Source organism: Polyangium jinanense (assembly GCF_028435265.1).
Taxonomy (GTDB): domain Bacteria; phylum Myxococcota_A; class Polyangia; order Polyangiales; family Polyangiaceae; genus Polyangium; species Polyangium jinanense.
In genome coordinates this window covers 20,738-38,537 of record NZ_JAGTJK010000022.1, presented here as the reverse complement: position 1 = coordinate 38,537, position 17,800 = coordinate 20,738, and the positions used below count along the sequence as shown (strand labels likewise).

The following is a 17,800-nucleotide window of genomic DNA, read 5'->3' as shown; positions in this document are numbered from 1 at the left end:
GAAATCTTGCGGTTTGTGATAACGTGCACGTTCTGCGGCTGCAGAATTGATCGCCGGTGATTGCAGAATTGAGATGTGTGGGGGGCAGGGGGTACGTAAGTATTGGAAAGGGCGAAGTGATCCCATTGGCCCGCGGGTTGCTCCTAAGGATGGGCGAGCGCCTGCTCCGGTCCCCCCCCACCGTCGAGTAGGCGCTCTTTTTTTATCCATCGCTCGCAATTGTAATCGGTATCGCCAATGTTTGGCCGGGGCGAGGACGCCTCGCACGGATGCAACGCATCCTTGCAACATTGCGATGTGGGAAGGTCGATCCGACGCGGATCTTCGCGAATCAGGGGGCTCCCGAGGTTGGTATACGGGTTGCTCTCATCCCCCGCGAGCGCCTGCTCCGGTTCCCCCCCCCGCCGTCGAGTAGGCGCTTTTTCTTTTTGTTCGCGTGATCAATCGACGCGAACGATGGCCACCTGCTCGATCACGCCGGGCGGGATGACGTCGACCGTGAGGAAATGCCGGCCGATGCCATCCATCCGCTCCGGGATCGCGCCGCCGCCGCCCGTGATGTGCGCCGGGATGCCCGCGTTCTCGAAGGCGTAATACGAATGGATGTGCCCGTAAAACGTGAGGTCGACCCCGCCCCGGGCGAGCTGCGAGAGGAGTTTGTCGGCCTCGGCACGGCTCGCAAACGAGCCGTTGCGTGAGCCGACCGGATCGATCGGCACGATGTGCATCGTGACGACGTGCAAGCGGTCGCGACTGCCCTCGAGCCAGCCGTCGAGCCACATGTAGACCAGCGGATCGAGCGTGGCGCTCGCCGAGTCGAGGAGCGTGAAGCGCACCCCGCGGAAATCGAAGGTGTAGTTTCCGCGGCCGAAATACTCGTGGTAGAGGTCGTCCCGCGTGCCGAGCTCGTGGTTGCCAAGCGTCGAGTAACAAGGGAAGGCGAGGGCTTTCATCTCGCGCTGGAAGGTCTCGAGCTGCTCCACCGTGCCCTGCGAGGTGAGATCGCCGCTGATGAGCGCAAAGCGGATCCCGGGCGTCGCGTTCATCTTCGTGTAGATGTCCTGGACGCCGTCGATGGCCTCCTGGACGTCCGCAAAGACGGCGAAGCGCCACGGCGTGAGCAAGGCCCGATCGGGCGCGCGGAGGGAGAGCGTGATCTCCTCGTTCGCCGGGAGCTCGAGGCGGAACGTACGCTCCGTGGGGAAAGGCGTGCCTTCGATTTCGACGGCGAGGGGCGCGCCGGCCTTCGTTTCCGCGACGAGCTCCGCGTCGGGGAGGAGGTTTTCGATACGAACGTTCCACGTGCCCCCGCCGGAGGCGCCCGTGGTCAGGCGGATCGAGAGCGTGGGCGCGGAGGCCCAGAGGTGAAGCTCGCGGGCGCCGAGGCGGCGAACGGCCGCGAGGCCTTCGGCGATCTCGACGCCGACGTCGCCCTGCGAGGCGCGGCCGACTTCGAGATCTCGGCGGGCCCGGCCCTCGGCGACGTCGAGGCAAGAGGCGAAGAGCGGCGCCGCGGAGGCGAGGAGGAGCGCGGCGAACAACGATTGCATGGGCTTCACGGGTTCCCTCCGTACCGAAAGAGGAGCGAGGCGCGGCCGACGAGCGCCGATCCGCCCTGCACGTCGAAGAACGCGCCCCAGCGGGGCGTGAAGAAGAGCCGGGTCTGGGCGCCGAAGTGCCCTGCGATGCCGCTGCCGAGGCCGGGGCTCTTGAACCCGCCGGCGAAGCCGTCGTGGCGGTGCTCGTAATAAGCCATGGCCTCGCCGCGCGGATATCCACTGTGGCCGAGGTACATGCCGAACGCCATGCGCGGGGTGAGGAGGTCGTTCGCCTCGACCCCGATGCCCGGATAACGATGCGCGGCATACGCGAGGCCGAGGCCGAGCTCGGCGAAGGAGCCGCGCAGCGTGGGGCCGACGCGGGCGAGATCGAGCCGGCCGAGGAGGTTCACCTCGCCCGTGGTGACGGAAAACCCCTCGGTGCCGTAGCTGTGGTTCGTCAAGGCGAACTCGACGTCGAGGTACGAGCCGTCGCGCGCGCGCTCGCTTCCGCTCGGGCGCGGGCCGAAGAAGCGATACGCGGCGGAGATGCGGGTGCGAGCGTTCGTGTCGTCGAGCGCGAAGAAGCCGAGCGCCGAGAGGCGAAACGAGCCCGCGCGGAGATCGGCGCCGGGCGTGAGGAAGGCGTTGTAGGCGAAGTTCGGGTCGTGGACGAACGTGACGCCGAGCTGGGTTTCGACCGAGGGAAGATAAACCGGGGGGCTGCCGGTGCCGCCCTCGGGCGCGAGGACGCCGTAGACGTCGGCGAGGGCCGAGAGGAAAAAGAACGCAGCGCCGGTGACGGTGCCGAGGATGATCGGGCCGATGAACCTGCGGGTGGCGCCTGTCGCGGCCGCGCCGCCGAGCCCGGCGACGATGAGCCCGAGCCCGAGGCCCTCGGCGCCGAGGAGCACGAGGCCGGTGCGGGTATGGCCGAGGACGAGGTGTCCGGTGCCATGCACGAGCGCGCCGGGGACGAAGGATCCCGCGACGGCGAGGGCCTTGCGGGCGCTCGTGGGGGCGGGATTCGGTGAGGTCTTCGGAGCGGGAGGCGCGTCGTTTTTCGCGGCGGCCGGCGCGTCGGTTTTTCGGGGGGCGTCGTCGTCGGCGGCGGCGGGGCGCGTGGCAAGCAGGAGGAAGGCCGCGGCAGCGAGGGCCGGTCCGGGTATCGATGGCCGCCTCGTGGGCGCGATGAACGCTGTCACGAAGGCGGAGCTTAGCTGAAAATCACGCTTGTATTTCCAGCCTGAACGGCTGTTTAATGCTCGACCCGAGGCGTACCACCGCGAGGCCGTCCATGAACCGGATGAAACAAGGGGCTCTGTATCTTTCGGCGCTGCTCCTTTTGGGGATGGTCGCGGCGTGCGGCGAAGACGCGCCCGGGACGACGCCGGGATCCACGGCCGGCACAGGTGGCGGTGGCGGCACCGGAGGCGAAGGCGGCGCCGGCGGAAGGCCTCTCGTCCCGCCAGGGCCTCCCGGGAACGAGACCGTGAGCGCCGGCGACGTGCTGAAGAGCCCGAGGTACAAGATGGTCTTCACGCTCGGGCAGCCCACGCAGAACCAGTCGAAGACGACATCGCCCAGCTATCGGATGCAGGGCGGACTCATTGGAGCGAACGGGAGCTTGCCATGAGCAACGGGATGATCACGCGTCTGATCTCGGCTTCGGCCTGCGCTCTCGCGCTCTCTGCCGGCGCCGTCGCCGCAGAGGCCGCGGTGCCGCAGACCATCACCCACCAGGGGCGGCTCTACGACGCCGACAATGCCCCGGTAAATGGCACGCTCAAGGTGAAGTTCGCCCTCTACGCCGATCCCGCGGCGGTCGACCCGATCTGGTCCGAGGCGCACGACATCACGTTCGAAGAGGGGTATTTCTCGGCAAACCTCGGGACGCTCACGCCGTTCGAGAAGAACGTCTTCGACGGCTCGGTACGTTATCTCGGCGTGACGGTCGGCGACGATCCCGAGATGACGCCGCGCGCTCCGGTGCAGAGCGTGCCGTACGCGATGGTCGCCGGGGACGCGATCGGCGATATCCACCCGACGTCGGTCTGGGTCGACGGGACGATCGTGATCGACGGGACGGGCAAGTGGGTCGGCGATCCGACGGGGCTCGTGGGTCCCGAGGGTCCGCAAGGTCCGGTCGGCGCGACGGGTCCGCAGGGTCCGAAGGGCGATACGGGCGCGACCGGCGCGAAAGGCACGACGGGCGCGACGGGCGCGACGGGTTCACAGGGGCCGAAGGGCGAGACCGGTGCGACGGGTCCAGAGGGGCCGAAGGGCGCGACGGGCGCGACGGGCGCCAAGGGCGCGACGGGCGATACGGGCCCGACAGGTCCGACGGGCCCGACGGGCGCGACGGGCCCCAAGGGCGCGACGGGGGCCACGGGTGTCGTGTCGACGACGAGCCTCGACGCGCCGGGCATCACCGTGAACGGCAGCTCGCTCGCGTTCGCCTGGGCGGCGACGCCGGTCAGCGTGACCGTCGGGGCCGGGCAGCGGATCACGGGCTCGGCCGTGGCCATCCTCGGGACGAGCTCGGGCTCGGCCACGTCGGTGGGCTTCGGCCTGTGTTACCAGGCCGCAGGAGGCTCGATCATCACGTTCTACCCGGCCTCGTACACCATCACCGCGAGCATCTCGGCGCGCGCGCCGTTCGCCGCGGCGGGCACGGTGTCGGGCCTCGCGGCAGGAACGTACAACGTCGGGTTCTGCGTGCGAAACGTGTCGTCCACCGCGCTGAACTCGAACGACGCGATCAACGGCTGGGTCATGGTGACCAACTGAACGACGGGCGTCCTCGTTCGTCGTGTCCATCCTTTCGCTCCTCGTCGAAACGGTCACGCGCGCGGCGCACGTCTTCGCTTTGGCGATCGCGCCGCCGCTCTTCGCGCCCGAGCCCGCGCCCGGCTCGATCACGGGCGCGCTTCTAGCGACCATCGTGCTCGCGGCCGTGGTCTTTGGCGCGCTCCGCCTCGCCGCCCGCGTCCGCTCGACCGAAGCGAGGATCGCCGCCGCCGCGCTCGTCCTCTCGGTCGTCGCTTCCCTCGTCGTCGGCGCGTACCTCCGCGGCCCCCGCGCGCCGCTCGGTCGCGGCGTGCTCTTCGTGGCCGTGCCGCTCTGGACCGGCCTCGCCGCGTGCGCCGCGATCGTGGCTCCGCGCAGGAACGCGCGCCTCGTCGCGTTCGCCGTCGTGGCTCTCGGCCTCGTGCTCTTCGGCGCTTCGGCCGAGTGGCTCTTCTCGACGCGGCAAATGTGGTGGCAGACCGTGCTCCGCGACGGCGACGCGCGGCGCGCCCTCGACGTGATCATCGAGCCGCACGCGCGCGCGCGTGATCACGCCGCCGCGCTCGCGGTGGTCGATCGATGCCTCACGCTGAAGCCCGCGAGCTGCGCGTGCGCCTCGCGTCGCGCGTTCGTCGTGCTGCACCTGCGAGACCTCCCCCGCGCGCTCGAGGCCGCGCAGGCCGCCGCGACGCAGTGCCCGGCCGATCCGCTCGTGCATGCTGCACTTGCAGCAACGCTCGCGGCGAACGGCGAGGGGAAGCGGGCCGAGGAGGTCGCGCGCGCGGCGCTCGTGGACGGGAGCGAGCCGCTGCTCGAGTACGCGCTCGCGCTCGCGCTCGATCAGCAAGGCCTTTCGGCGGAGGCCGTCGCGCCCGCCCGGCGGGCGTACGAGGGCGGCGTCGGTCGCGACGCGGCGGTGCTGCTCGGCGCGCTGCTCATCCGCGAGAACGATCTCGACGGCGCGGAGAAGGTCCTCGCGCCGATCCCCAAGGAAGCGCCGAACGACGCGGAGGCGCTCTTCGATCTGGGGATCGTCGCGGACAAGAAGAACGATTACAACCGCGCCCGCGAGCGGTACCTCGCCGCGCTGCGCGCCGATCCAGGCCTCACGGCCGCGCGTCGGAACCTCGCGCTCCTGACGCTGCGCTTCGGCATCCTCGAAGAGGCGAAGCACCACGCGCGCAAGCTCGTCGACGCCACGCCCGGAAATGCGCAGAGCGTGGAGCTTTTGCGGCGCATCGAGCTCGCGGCCGTCGAACGGTCCGCGCGGCCGCCGGCGCCCGCACCCACACCCGCGCCCTGACGCGCGGTCGGGCTCAGCGGTAGGGCCCGAGGTTTGTTGCGCCCGCGAGCGAGGCGACCGCGGCGGCGAACGCGTCGGCCGTGCCGAGCACCTCCTCGGGGTCCTGTACGAGCGGCAAGCGAATGCCGAGGCGGGTCTCTTCGAGCAAGGGCTCGCGTCCCGTGGCCTTCGTGAGCGTCTCGCGAAAGGAGGCCGGCAGATCACGCTCGGGCCGCGGCGACCAGAGCCGGCTCTCGGCTGGACGATCTTCCTCCCAGCGGTGATCGAGCGACATCACGATCCCGGCGCGGGAGAAGTTCTCGAGCGCGAGATCGCCGACCCGCAGGCGCGCGCCGCGCTCCTCGGCGAACTGCTGGAAGGCGGGCAGATACGGCGCGAGCGCGGTGGGCGGGGGCAATGCGGCGATCGCCTTCGCCAGGCGATGCGCGAGCATCTGCGCCCGCGCGAGGAACCGCTCGAGGCCCGAGACCTGGTAGACGCCGCCTTTCTGCACGACCACCGCGTGCTCGTCGTCGAGCGCCGCCTCGTCGAAGACGTCGAGCGCCTCGCGCACCTCGGCGTCGAGCAAGCTCGTCGCCTGCATGGGCTCGCGCGCCTGCACCGTGAAGCGCTTCGCGAGGCGCTTGTCGAGGCCGGGCAGCTTCGCGCCGAAATCGGTCCATCGCCGCTCGGCGAGGCGCAGATCGAGGCCCAGCGCGGGGAACGCGAGCTCGGCCACGACGCATGGCCCGAGACCCTCGCGGTGCTCCTCGGTCACCTCGACGCGGATGCCACGCACGTCGAGGACGAGCACGGCCTGCTCGGGGTCGAAGTCGACGACCGTGGAGCCCGCGGCCCGGGCCGAATCGGCGACCGCGCGCCACACGGACAGATGGCGCTGTTTGCCGACGAGCGGCAGGCCCTTCGCGGACTTGCGCGGGCCTCTCTGGCGCTCGACGACGACGGGCACGCGCAGGGAGAGATCGCGGCCGAAGGCCACGACAGCCGTGACCTCGAGCGCATGATCGACGCGGATGAAGGGCGAATGGAACGTGGGCACGAGATCGGGCGGGATGCCGATCCGGAACGGGATCGAGGCGCCCTCCTCGGGCGTGCCTTCGAAGAGCGTCCAGGTGCGTCGATCGATCTCGGCGGGGCCGGCGCTGCTGGTGACGAGCGCGGTTTCGACGACGCTCGTCGCCAGCTCGACACGCCGAAGCCTCCGATCCCCGAGGCCCGTGAACGCGACGGCGCCCGCGAGGGTGCCCAGGAGGGGCAAGCGTTGATCCTCGACGGAGAGCTCGATCACCGGGTCCTCACCGCGGTGCTCGCCTGCCTGGCTCGTGAACACGCGCGGCTCTGGGGGCGCGGCGCTCGTGGTCGGCACGCGTATCGGGATGACGTAGGCCTCGTGGCGATCGGGCCACCACGGGATGTGGACGTGGACCGAGAGCTCGTACTCGATCGTGGTGTATCCGCTGCGATAGGTGGGCGGGAGGTCCGGCGGGAGGGGGAAATCGATCGCCTGCTCCCAGGTCCCCGGCTGGAGGACGCCCGCGGGGAAACGCTTCCCGAGCCGCACGATCTCGCGGCGATGGTATTTGCGGGTGGAGGTTTTTCCGTTGGAGGACGTGCGCCGATAACGCGACTCGCGGCCCACGAGCTCGACGTCGATCGCGTCGAAGGGCGTCTCGGTCTTGGCTTTCAGGTGAACGTGGACGCGGAGTCTCTCGCCGGCGCTCGGCTCGGCCGGGTCGAGGTAGACGGTGACGTCGGGGCGGCTGCGCATCGGTGCGAGCCATCATCCACGAGGAGACGCCAGGGGCACAAGCTCAAGGCCGCCCGCCCGTGGAGACGAGCCAGGCGTGGTAGGCGCGATAGGCCGCGTGCCAGGCGGCGTGCTTCGACGCGTCCGTCTGGACGAGGCGCTCGTAGTGCCGATCGAGCTCGAATGTCTGCTCCGGCGTGAGGCGATACCGCGCGAGGATCTCGGGCCGTTTGTCCGGAGCCATCGCGAGCTCGACGGTCAAGGACGCGTGTTGTTCGAGCGTGAGCAGAGGCGGCGGCAGGCGTGGCTCGGGCTCGGCGCGGGGAGGCGTGGCGGAGGCTCGGGCGGGGGGCTCGGAACGCGCGAGCTTCGGGGGGACGAGCACGGGCTCGGCCGGCCGGATGGCGGGCAGGGCGCGGGGAGGGGTCTCGGCGGTGAGGCGCGCGGCGCGGTCGCGGAGCGCGGGCGCGGCGTCGAGGCGGCGCGCCCAGAGGCGGCCGAGGCGTGAGAGATCGGGCAGGGCGAGGCCGAGGTCGCGGAGGAGCACGAAGGGCGCAGGATGGGCGGCGTACACGGCGAGGAAGGCCACCCAGGCCTCGAGGTTCTCGTCGAGCGGGGGGACGCGCCGCGTGAGGCGATCCTCGGCCTGCGCGAGCTCGACCTCGTATGTGGCGCGGAGGGCCGTATCCCCGGCGAGCGTGATTTTCCATTGGGCGAGCGCGGCCCGGAGTTTGTTCCGGTCGAGTCCCTGGGCCGTGACGATGGCGGCCTCGGAAAAACCCTGCGCCCGCGCGGCCTCGAACGCGGCGAGCTCCGGGAGCGACATGCCCGCGCGGCGCATCTCAGGGACCCGCGCCGGATCCGCCTTGCAGATCGAGCACGCCCATCATCCGAGGGGAGCGAGGTCCGCGCATCGGCGTGGAGCTTACCACGCTTGGACGTGCCAGCGGCTCAGAGGGGTTCCACAGGCGTCGTCGGCCCCAGAGAACCTCACCCCCCAACCCCCTCTCCGCGCGGCGGAGAGGGGGAATGACTCTGGATCGAGCCGGAAATTCCCTCCCTCTCCACTGTGTGGAGAGGGAGGGTTGGGGTGGGTGAGGTCCGGATGCCTGTGGAACACCCTCTTAGGTAGAGGTCCCCGTTTTCGTTGACGAAGTCGTCGTCGGGTGTCGACGAAGTCGTCGTCGGGTGTCGACGATGTCGTCGTCGGGTGTCGACGATGTCGTCGTCGGGTGTCGACGATGTCGCGTAGGCCGTCGACGAGGTCGCCGAGGGCGTCGACGAGGTCGCCGAGGCCGTCGACGATGTCCTGGAGGGCGTCGATGATGTCCTGGAGGGCGTCGATGATGTCCTGGAGGGCGTCGACGATGTCCTAGAGGGCGTCGACGATGTCCTGGAGGGCGTCGATGATGTCGCGGAGGTCGGCGACGAAGTCGTGGAGGTCGGCGACGAAGTCGTGGAGGGGGTCGACGATGTCGTGGAGGACGTCGACGAGGTCGTGGAGGCTCCCTCACCCCGCGGGCCGCGCGCGGCGCTTCGCTCGGCAAAGGGCGAGCGCGGCCAGGGCGACGGTGATCCCGAGCGGCGCGCCTTCGTTCGAGCTTCCCGCGGCGGACACGGAGCAGCCCTTTTTCTCGGCCACGGACGCGGTCGCGGCGGACGGCGTAGGCGCCGGCGTTTTTGCGTCGGCGGGCTGCGGGGTCGCGGTCTTCGCCCCCGTCGGGGCATTCGCGCCCGCCACGCAGCGGAGCCGCTGCCGCCCCCCGAGGGCCTCGGAGGCGACGCACGTGCCGGCCGCGCCTGCGGGCTCGGCGCACGCATCACCGGCGGCCTTGTTTTGACAGGCCTCTTCCGCCGGTCCGATCAAGTCCGCGGCCGCGGAGGCGGGGCCGACGAGCACGGCGATCGCGAGGAGAGCGCCGGAAAGCCGGCACGCGAGGGAGCGTTTGTCCTGGGCAATGGGAGCGTGCATCCTGCACACCTCGCTCCTTCGCCCGGCGAAGTCAAGGGTGACGGTGCGCGTCATGACAGGGCGGCACGGTCCGGGCCCGCTGCTTCGACGCGTGCGGGCTGCGCGGGGACGTCTTCTCCCTCCTCGCCGCCGTTCATCGGCTCGCCCTGCCTGGGGACTTCCGACGGAGAGCCGAGCGAGATCGAACTCGAAGCGCTGGGCGCGGAGAACCAGATTGAAAACGCGGACGCGTACCTCGTTGGCGCGCGCGAGCATCTCGCGCCGTCCCTCGGCGGCCTTCCCGCCGGCCGCGCCCGCAAGGCCGCGAAGTCCCCTGGAGGCCGATCCGTCAGTGCGCGGAATGCCCGGATCCGCCTTGCAGATCGAGCACGCCCATCATGCCGGCGTCGGCGTGATCGAGTATGTGGCAATGGAACATCCACATCCCCGGCCGATCATCGTATCGCACGGCGAAACGGCCCGTTCCGTCGACGGGCACGTTGACCGTGTCTTTCCACTCCATCGGGTGGAGCGGGGCGAGCGACTCGTCGAGCGGCTGGAAGAAGAAGCCGTGCAAATGGAACGGGTGGGCGAAATCCATCGTGTTTTTCACGGTCCACACCTGCGTCTCGCCGACCGTCGCCGGGATGGGCGCGGCCTCCCACGAGGGCACGCCGTTGATGCCCATCACCATCTTGCCGTCGATCTCGCCTTGCGTGAGCTCCAGCGCGATGGGCGTGGCGCCCGCGAGATCCAGCGGTGTGATCACGCGATCCGTCTTCGGCCGCGGCGTTTCCGTGACCTCGGCCTCGTCCGAGAGGCGCACACGAAAGACCTCTTCCTCGGGCCGATTGAACGTCGTTCCGTAGCCGCGATCGTAGGGCACCCAGCGCACCGAGAGCGTCGATCCGGGCGCGCCGCGGGGCACGACCATCACGTCGGCGCGCTCGCCAGGCGTGAGCACGATCGCCGCGGACTCCACGGGTTTTTCCATGAAGCCGCCGTCGCCGCCGAAACGCGTGAAGGTGTGCTCCTTCATCGCGAGCTGGAAATACCGGCTCTTTGCGGCGTTCACGATCCGCCAGCGTTGCCTCCGGCCGGCGCGCGCCTGGATTACCGGGTTCTTCTTCCCATTCACGAGCAAGAGATCCCCCTCGCGCCCGAAGAGCGTGCCGAAATCGAGGCCCGTCTGCGGATCCTGGAGCGAGCCGTCGTCTTTGATCGCGATGTCCGAGAGCACGAGCACGAGCTCGTCGCCGATGTCCGCGGGTTCGTCGGGAGCGTCGACGAGCAGCGCGCCGTAGAGGCCGAAGCCGAGCTGCGCGGCCGAATGCACGTGCGGGTGGTACCAGTACAATCCCGCGTCGGGCAGGACGAAATCGTAGGTGAACGTCTCGCCCGGCTGGATCTCCGGCTGGCTGTGCCCCGCCGCCCCGTCCATCGCCGCCGGGATGCGTAATCCGTGCCAGTGGATCGTCGTCGGCTCGGGCAGCGCGTTACGGAAATGCACGATCAGCCGATCGCCGACGGTCGCCCGGATGAACGGCCCCGGGATGCTGCCGTCGTACGTCCACGCGGGCGTCTTCGTGCCGGCGCGCAGCTCGAGCTCCTCGATGCGTGCTTCGAGGTCCATCTCGAAGGTCCGCGGGTCGGCGTTCTTGTCCACCGCCGGGCGCATCGCGACCGCGGAATCCCAGCCCTCCGGCTGCGCGCCGGCCTCCGGGCCGCCGCACCCGGCGAGGCCGAGGAGCCCGAGGAGCACGATCGTCGCTCGGCGACGGAGGAGAGGCGTTTTCCGGGGCGTAGCGAGGGGGAGCGTCGACATCAGGGGCGAGCATCCGCCGAGCCCCTCACGAATGCAAGTCGCGGCGCGCCTTCGTGTCTTGCGAGCGAAAGGCATCTGCTCGTAGGATGCCCAGGATGTCCGTCCACGTCTCCGGCTCGGCCCTCGGGCCTCGCCCAAAGCGCCGCTCGCTCATCGCGCGACGGGCGCAGGCGTGGACGATCGTGAGCGTTTGGCTGTCCGTCCTGCTGCTCACGTACGGGTGCGTCTCGCCTGACCGGCCGTACGGCAAGGGGCCTCCCGACGCGGGCGAGGGCGGCGCGGCAGGGCAGGGCGGCGCCGGCGGCGTAGGCGGCGAAGGCGGCGGCGCGATCGGCGAGCCTTGCAGCGACGACCTCGCGTGTGGATCCGGCTTCTGCGTGGACAACGTCTGCTGCGACGCCGCGTGCACCGGGACGTGCGAGGCGTGCAGCGCGGCGCACACGGGCCAGCCGAACGGCATGTGCGCGCCCGTGCTCGCGGACATCGATCCCGAGAGCGAGTGCCCCGACGACGGCGCGGAGTCCTGCGGGCGCAATGGCTCGTGCGACGGGAGCCGCGCGTGCGCGCTCTACGTGCTCGGGACCGAGTGCGCGGCGCAGACCTGCGACGGACAAACCAAAACGCTCGCGAAGACCTGCGACGGCCAAGGGGCGTGCGTGGACACGGGCACGGTCGATTGCGCGCCGCACGCCTGCAAGGGCAACGTCTGCGCGAGCGACTGTGGCAACGACGGCGACTGCGCTGCTGGAAAATACTGCGACAACGCCACCGGCGAATGCCTCGACAAGAAGGCCGTCGGCGAGGCGTGCCAGACGACCAAGTCGAACCAGTGCCAGAGCGGCTTTTGCGCGGACGGCATCTGCTGCGACAAGGCCTGCGACGGCGTGTGCGAGGCGTGCAGCGCGGCGCTCACGGGCGGCGCGAACGGCACATGCGCGGCGTCGCTCGGAGGCACCGATCCGCATGGCGATTGCCCCGATCAGGGCGCGGGCTCGTGCGGGACCGACGGCACGTGTGACGGGGAGAGCGCCTGCCGTCACTACCCGGCGGGCACGATCTGCGCGCCGGGCGGCTGCGCGGCCGGCGTGCAGACGAACCCCGATACCTGCGACGGCGTGGGGAGCTGCGTCGACATGGGCACCGCGAGCTGCGCGCCGTACGCGTGCAGCGGCGACGTCTGCGCCTCGATGTGCGCGTTCGATCTCCAGTGCGCGACGGGCCAGTACTGCGCTCTGGGCGCGTGCCTGCCGAAGAAGATGCAGGGCGCGAGCTGCGGGGGCGCGAACGAGTGCGCGAGCGGCTTCTGCGTCGACGGCGTCTGCTGCAACTCGGCCTGCGGCAGTGCTTGCCAGGCGTGCTCGACGTTGAAGAAGGGCTCGGGCGCGAACGGTGTCTGCGGATCCATCGCGGCCGGGACCGATCCGGACAGCGAGTGCCTCGATGAAGGCGCGCCCTCGTGCGGGACGAACGGCGTCTGCAACGGCGCGGGCGCCTGCCAGCTCTACGCCGCGGGCACGGTCTGCGTCGGATCGAGCTGCACGGGCGGGACGCAGACGAACGCCGACACCTGCAACGGCATGGGCGCGTGCGTCGACGGCGGCACGAAGGCCTGCGCGCCCTACGTCTGCGGCGGAGGGAGCTGCAAGCAGGCGTGCGTGGGCGACAGCGACTGCACGGCGGGCAGCGCCTGCGTGAACGGCGTCTGCGGCACGAAAAAGCCCCTCGGCGCGGTCTGCACGCAGGCGAACGAGTGCCAGAGTGGCTTCTGCGTCGACGGCGTCTGCTGCGACACGACCTGCTCCGGCCTCTGCCAGGCTTGCTCGAAAACGAAGAAGGGCGGCGGCACGACCGACGGCACGTGCGGCGTGATCCTGGTCGGCACCGATCCGGATAGCGAGTGCAGCGAGCAGAGCGTGGTGACGTGCGGGACGAACGGCTTCTGCAGCGGCACGGGGAGCTGCCAGCTCTACCCCGCGGGCACCGCGTGCGTCGCGGCGTCGTGCATGGGCTCGACGTTCGTGAAGGCCGACACGTGCAACGGCATGGGCGCGTGCATCGACGGCGGCACGACGAACTGCTCTCCCTACGCCTGCAGCATGGCCTCTTGCAAGGTCACGTGCGCCGCCGACGCGGACTGCGTCTCGACGTTCTACTGCGCGGGAGCGCAAGGCTGTATCGCGAAGAAGAACACGGGCTCGACGTGCGCCGCCGCGAACGAGTGCGCGAGCGGCTACTGCGTCGACGGCGTCTGCTGCTCCACCGCGTGCACGGGCCTCTGCCAGGCGTGCTCGACGGCGAAAAAAGGCGGCACCAACGGCGTCTGCGGCAGCATCACGACCGGCACCGATCCGGACAACGAGTGCGCCGCCGCGGCGGCTTCGACCTGCGGCACGACCGGTTTCTGCGCCGCCGGTGCTTGCCAGCTCTACACGTCGAGCACGGTGTGCGTCGCGGCGAGCTGCACGAACGGCGTCGAGAGCACGGTCGACATGTGTAGCGGGTCCGGCATGTGTGTCGACAGCGGCACGAAGTCCTGTAGTCCCTACGTCTGCGGCACGACGTCCTGCAAGACGACCTGCGCGGTGCCCGCGGATTGCGTGACCGGCTACGTCTGCTCGGCGGGCACGTGCGTGGTCGGGATAGCCCCCTCCGGCGGAGCGCGATGAAGCTCGAAGAAGGCGCGATCCTCGACGAGAAATACCGCATCGTCCGCATGCTCGGGCGCGGCGGGATGGGCGTCGTGTACGTCGCCGAGAACCTCCGGGTGAAGCGCCAGGTCGCCATCAAGGTGCTCTCACGCGCCGCGACGGAGCTACACGGCGACGCGCTCATGCGCTTCGAACGCGAGGCCCAGGCGGCCGGGCAGATCGGCTCCGATCACATCGTCGAGGTCCTCGACATGGGCACCACCGAGGCGGGCGATCGCTTCATGGTGATGGAGCTGCTCGAGGGCGAGACGCTGAAGGAGCGCGCCAAGCGCGGGCGGATCTCGATCGACAAGATCGTCGAGCTCTTCCGGCAGATCCTCGACGGCCTCGAGGCCGCGCACGCCGCGGGCATCATCCATCGCGACCTCAAGCCCGACAACGTCTTCCTCCAGAAGAAACGGGCTGGATACGACGACTGGGTGAAGATCCTCGACTTCGGCATCTCGAAGTTCTCGGGCATGTCCGGCGAAGCCGAGCAGCACACGCGCACGGGCGTCGTGATGGGCACGCCCTTCTACATGAGCCCCGAGCAGGCCCGCGCCGCGAGCTCGGTCGATGCGCGCAGCGATCTCTACTCCATCACCGTGATGCTCTACGAGATGCTCACGGGCCAGGTGCCCTTCCGCGGCGAGACGTTCGCCGAGCTGATGTTCAAGATCGTCTTCGAGCCGCAGCCGCACCCGAAGTCCGTGAGCCCGATGCTCGACGACGAGATCTGCGGCATCGTGGTCAAAGGCATGAACCGCGACCCGGCCGCGCGTTTCCAGAACGCCGGTGAGTTCCGCGCCGCGCTCGTCGCCTGGGAGGAGAAACGCGCGGCCGGGCAGCTCAAGCGTTCGCCGCTCGCCTCGATCTCCGAGCTGTCCTTGCCGCCGTCGCCTCTCTCCTTCGTGTTCACGCCCGAGCCTCCGCCGGTCTCGACGCCGCTCGGCGCCTCGGCCGTCGTAAGTCCGCCGAGCAGCCCCTCCGACCCGGGTTCGTCGCCGAACAGCGCCTCGCAGACGCGGCAAACCTGGGCGCAGAGCGAGCGCGCCTCGGTGCCCGCGGGCAAACGCAAGGGAGGGATCGTCGCGGTGGGTCTGGCGGCCGTGGTCGTCGTGTCGGCCGTGGCCGCGTACATGCTGCTGCGCAGCAAAGCCGTGGCGCCCGAGCTCCCGCCGAGCGTCGCCGCCGCGCCTGCACCCACGCCCGAGCCCGAAAAGACCGCGCCGGCTCCCTCGGCCTCGATGGCCACGCCCGCGCCTCCGCCGAGCGCCTCCGCCGCGTCCTCGGCCGACGTCGGGGGCAAACCCGCGACGTCGAGCGCCGCGCCTGGCGCGCCGATGCAAGGGTCGTCCACGAAGAAGAGCGTGACGAAGAAGATCGTCACGGACTACGGGTACTGAGCCGGGTTCGCCCCGTAAAACCTAAAAGCGACCGACCACGCCGCCGCCTTGCGGCGCGATCCACGGGGTCACGAAGGCCTTCGCCTGCGCCTTCCCGGGCGATCGTTTCGAGACGACGAACAGCACGATGCCCGTGACCGTCAATGCCCCGCCCGCGGCGAGGCCGATGATCCCGATGTTTCCTTTCTTGTTCGCATCGTCGTCGAGCGCGCGCACCTCGTCCGCCGGCGGACCCCAGCATCCGACGCCGCACGCGTCGAACGTCTCGTCCGCCTCGGCGCGCTTCGCCAGCGACAGCCCCCCAAAAACGCCTCCGGCCCCGAGCCCCGCCACGCCGAGCCCCATCAGCACGACGCCCGCGATCCGCCCCGGGCTCGTCTTCCCCGACGGCTGCTCGCGCCCCTCGCTGGGCCCCGTCGGCCCCAAGGGCCGCGGCACCGGCGTGATCGGACCGGCGCTCGCGACGGGCGCGAGTTCCAGCACCACGGCCGCTTTTTCGCCTTCCTTGACGGTCACGCTCTTCTCGGGCGCCGCCATGCCCTCGGCCGTCGCGCGGAGGACGTGCGTGCCCGGATCGATCGGGCTCGGGATGCCGATCAGCGCCGCGGGGAGCGGCTTGTCGTCGAGCGTGACGACGACGTTTTTCGCCTCGGGCGTGGTGCTCACCTGGAGGGAAGGGATCCGCGGGGAGAGCTCGGCGAGCTCTTTTTCCGCGTCGACCTTGGCGAGCTTGAACGCGGCGGGCGCCTTCGGGGCGAGCTCCTCGCGCACGATGGAGTGGTAGGCCTCCTTCGCGAGGACGAGCTTTCCGAGGGCCACGTACGAGCGCGCGAGCATGAGCACGTGGGTGGGCGCGTGGAAGAGCGACTCGGCGCGCAGGAACATGTCGACGGCTTCGTCGTAGCGCGACTCCTTGAACGCGTTCGTGCCCTTCTCGGCGGCGGCGCGGGCGCCGGCTTTCGCCTCGGCGGTCGCGGTGGGCTCCTCGGCGCGGACGCGCGGGGGCGCGAGCGTGGCGCTCACGAAGAGGCCTGCTGCGAGGAGGGCGCGGGCGCCGAGCTTCATGGGAGGGGCGAGTCTACGTGACGAGGCGCGGATCTGGCAAATTGTCCTTTACGGGGCGCTGTGGCGGTGCGAAAACATGCAATTGCAGAGGTGCCGGGTATGGCGATGGCAAGCCCGTGGGGCGCGAGCAAGGCAATCTTCGTGGCCGGGTCCCTCGGGATCCTTTCCGGTTGCGGCAGCTACACGTCCGACTACGTGCCGCCGAAGGACGGACGCGCCCGCGTCCTCTGGGACGACGACCGCGTCGTCGCCTCCCTGCCAAGCGAGGTCTCGGGCCGCGGCTGCAGCGAGGCCATCCGGAACCTGCCGGCAGACCCGGCGCAATATTCGACGTATTACGGCGGATCGACCGGCGTCGTCTATTATCGCCCCTGGATCATCGTGCGCCCCGCGCCCGTGGTGATCGTGGGCTCCGGCGGCGGCGTCTCGAACGCGCCGCGGACCATCCACCGGACGCCGGCGGACGCCACGGTCCGCAGCCCCTCGGGCGGCGGATCGGGCAGCATCAGCGGGCCAGGCGGGGGAGGCGGCGGCGGCAAGAGCGGCGGCAGCAGTGGGGGCGGGGGCGGGGGCGGGGGAGGCGGCGGCGACTGGGGCAAAGCGGCGGTCGTGGTCGCGGTCGTCGCGCTCCTGACGCTCCCGATCATCACGTTGAGCCTCGGCCTGACCCGTCCGGAGCCCGAAGGCGACGTCGCAAACGCGATCGACGAGGTCAATGCGTACAACGACCTCGCGCGCCTGCCAGGATCGCCGTGCGCGGTCGAGCCTGCCGAGGTGGCCCAATGAGCGCGCGGAATTCTCTCGTCGTCCTCGGGCTCTCGGCATTCGCGCTCACGGGATGCGGATCCGGCTTCACGGCCGTCGAGCCGCGCGTGCTCGCCCCGCACGAGCTTTCGCTCCGCTACGAGAACGAATTCCAGGTTCATTCGCCCCAAGGTATCGTCGCAACCGGCGTGCGTTATCGTGGCCTCGCCGAATACGTGGCGTGCGTGCCCGACGCCGAGCGGCACGCGCTCGCAGCCGAGACCGCGGGCGACACGGCCGTGGGGCTCACGGTCGCAGGCATCACGCTCGGCGTGGGCGGCATGGCGGGTCTCGCCGGTCTCGCCTACCAGAACAACCCCGATCTCATGTGGGGGCTCTTGCTCAGCGGCATTGGCGTCGAGATCATCGGCCTCGTGATGACGGCATCCGGTCGCGCCACGAAGATCGACGCGCACGGCCACGCGGTCGACGCGGTCAATTATTACAACGACGCCGTGGGCAGCCGCGGCGGCCGTTGTGGCCCGCGGGGCGCCGAAATGCCCCAGCCGGAATACGTCGACGCGAAAGCCCCGCCAGCCGCGCCCGGGCCGATTCTCCCGGTGCCCGTGCAGCCCGACGTGCCCATGCTGCCGCCCGCATTGCCCGAGCCCGAAGGGACGACGCCCGAGCAGCCTGCGGATCTGCCGCCCGAACGAATCATCCTCGACAATCCTTAGATCGGGA

General features: G+C 70.3%; 14 protein-coding genes. 7 read left to right on the top strand and 7 right to left on the bottom strand.

The genetic code is table 11. The annotated features are described in order from the left end of the window. Nucleotides 1–440: 440 nt before the first annotated feature. Nucleotides 441–1,550 (bottom strand): metallophosphoesterase family protein, encoded by a 1,110-nt coding sequence (locus tag KEG38_RS31460; RefSeq protein WP_272423774.1) that lies wholly within the window; start codon nucleotides 1,548–1,550, stop codon nucleotides 441–443. A 5-nt stretch (nucleotides 1,551–1,555) separates the two neighbouring features. Continuing rightward, entirely contained in the window at nucleotides 1,556–2,743 is a 1,188-nt protein-coding gene (locus KEG38_RS31455; protein ID WP_272423627.1) for a hypothetical protein, read from the bottom strand. 92 nt (nucleotides 2,744–2,835) lie between these two features. Here KEG38_RS31455 and KEG38_RS31450 point away from each other — a divergent pair, with 92 nt between their 5' ends. Genes KEG38_RS31450 through KEG38_RS31440 form a run of 3 tightly spaced genes read left to right on the top strand, consistent with a single transcriptional unit; the run spans nucleotide 2,836 to nucleotide 5,631 of the window. Beyond that, the gene (locus KEG38_RS31450) at nucleotides 2,836–3,174 is read left to right on the top strand and encodes a hypothetical protein (RefSeq protein ID WP_272423626.1); all 339 of its coding nucleotides are present in this window, start codon (nucleotides 2,836–2,838) and stop codon (nucleotides 3,172–3,174) included. Then, complete coding sequence (locus KEG38_RS31445; protein WP_272423625.1) at nucleotides 3,171–4,328, top strand: DUF8740 domain-containing protein; 1,158 nt, start codon at nucleotides 3,171–3,173, stop codon at nucleotides 4,326–4,328. The genes KEG38_RS31450 and KEG38_RS31445 overlap by 4 nt, the downstream gene beginning before the upstream one ends. 22 nt (nucleotides 4,329–4,350) lie before the next feature. Then, nucleotides 4,351–5,631: a hypothetical protein gene (locus KEG38_RS31440; RefSeq protein ID WP_272423624.1), complete on the top strand. Its 1,281-nt coding sequence runs from the start codon at nucleotides 4,351–4,353 to the stop codon at nucleotides 5,629–5,631. A 13-nt stretch (nucleotides 5,632–5,644) separates the two neighbouring features. Here the strand turns inward: KEG38_RS31440 and KEG38_RS31435 are convergent, their stop codons facing one another. From KEG38_RS31435 to KEG38_RS31420, 4 genes are all read right to left on the bottom strand, one after another. Continuing rightward, entirely contained in the window at nucleotides 5,645–7,399 is a 1,755-nt protein-coding gene (locus KEG38_RS31435) for a hypothetical protein (RefSeq protein WP_272423623.1), read from the bottom strand. A gap of 43 nt (nucleotides 7,400–7,442) precedes the next feature. Then, complete coding sequence (locus tag KEG38_RS31430; protein ID WP_272423622.1) at nucleotides 7,443–8,204, bottom strand: hypothetical protein; 762 nt, start codon at nucleotides 8,202–8,204, stop codon at nucleotides 7,443–7,445. Nucleotides 8,205–8,888: 684 nt separating this feature from the next. Beyond that, nucleotides 8,889–9,350, bottom strand: coding sequence for a hypothetical protein (locus KEG38_RS31425; protein WP_272423621.1), 462 nt, complete (start codon nucleotides 9,348–9,350; stop codon nucleotides 8,889–8,891). A gap of 328 nt (nucleotides 9,351–9,678) precedes the next feature. Continuing rightward, entirely contained in the window at nucleotides 9,679–11,154 is a 1,476-nt protein-coding gene (locus KEG38_RS31420; protein ID WP_272423620.1) for a multicopper oxidase family protein, read from the bottom strand. Between the two features lie 95 nt (nucleotides 11,155–11,249). Here KEG38_RS31420 and KEG38_RS31415 point away from each other — a divergent pair, with 95 nt between their 5' ends. Next, nucleotides 11,250–13,820 carry a hypothetical protein gene (locus tag KEG38_RS31415; RefSeq protein ID WP_272423619.1) on the top strand — a complete coding sequence of 857 codons (2,571 nt, stop codon included), beginning with the start codon at nucleotides 11,250–11,252 and terminating at the stop codon, nucleotides 13,818–13,820. Then, complete coding sequence (locus tag KEG38_RS31410; RefSeq protein ID WP_272423618.1) at nucleotides 13,817–15,247, top strand: serine/threonine-protein kinase; 1,431 nt, start codon at nucleotides 13,817–13,819, stop codon at nucleotides 15,245–15,247. The genes KEG38_RS31415 and KEG38_RS31410 overlap by 4 nt, the downstream gene beginning before the upstream one ends. Nucleotides 15,248–15,268: 21 nt before the next feature. On the opposite strand, the gene KEG38_RS31405 is transcribed toward KEG38_RS31410, so the two are convergent. After that, the gene (locus KEG38_RS31405) at nucleotides 15,269–16,312 is read right to left on the bottom strand and encodes a peptidase associated/transthyretin-like domain-containing protein (RefSeq protein WP_272423617.1); all 1,044 of its coding nucleotides are present in this window, start codon (nucleotides 16,310–16,312) and stop codon (nucleotides 15,269–15,271) included. 99 nt (nucleotides 16,313–16,411) lie between these two features. On the opposite strand from KEG38_RS31405, the gene KEG38_RS31400 reads away from it, so the two are divergent. Together KEG38_RS31400 and KEG38_RS31395 are read left to right on the top strand one after the other, a co-directional pair. Beyond that, entirely contained in the window at nucleotides 16,412–17,098 is a 687-nt protein-coding gene (locus KEG38_RS31400) for a hypothetical protein (protein ID WP_272423616.1), read from the top strand. After that, a complete protein-coding gene (locus tag KEG38_RS31395) occupies nucleotides 17,095–17,793 on the top strand; it encodes a hypothetical protein (RefSeq protein ID WP_272423615.1) in 699 nt (232 codons plus the stop codon). Before KEG38_RS31400 ends, KEG38_RS31395 begins: the two co-directional genes overlap by 4 nt. Nucleotides 17,794–17,800 lie beyond the last annotated feature (7 nt).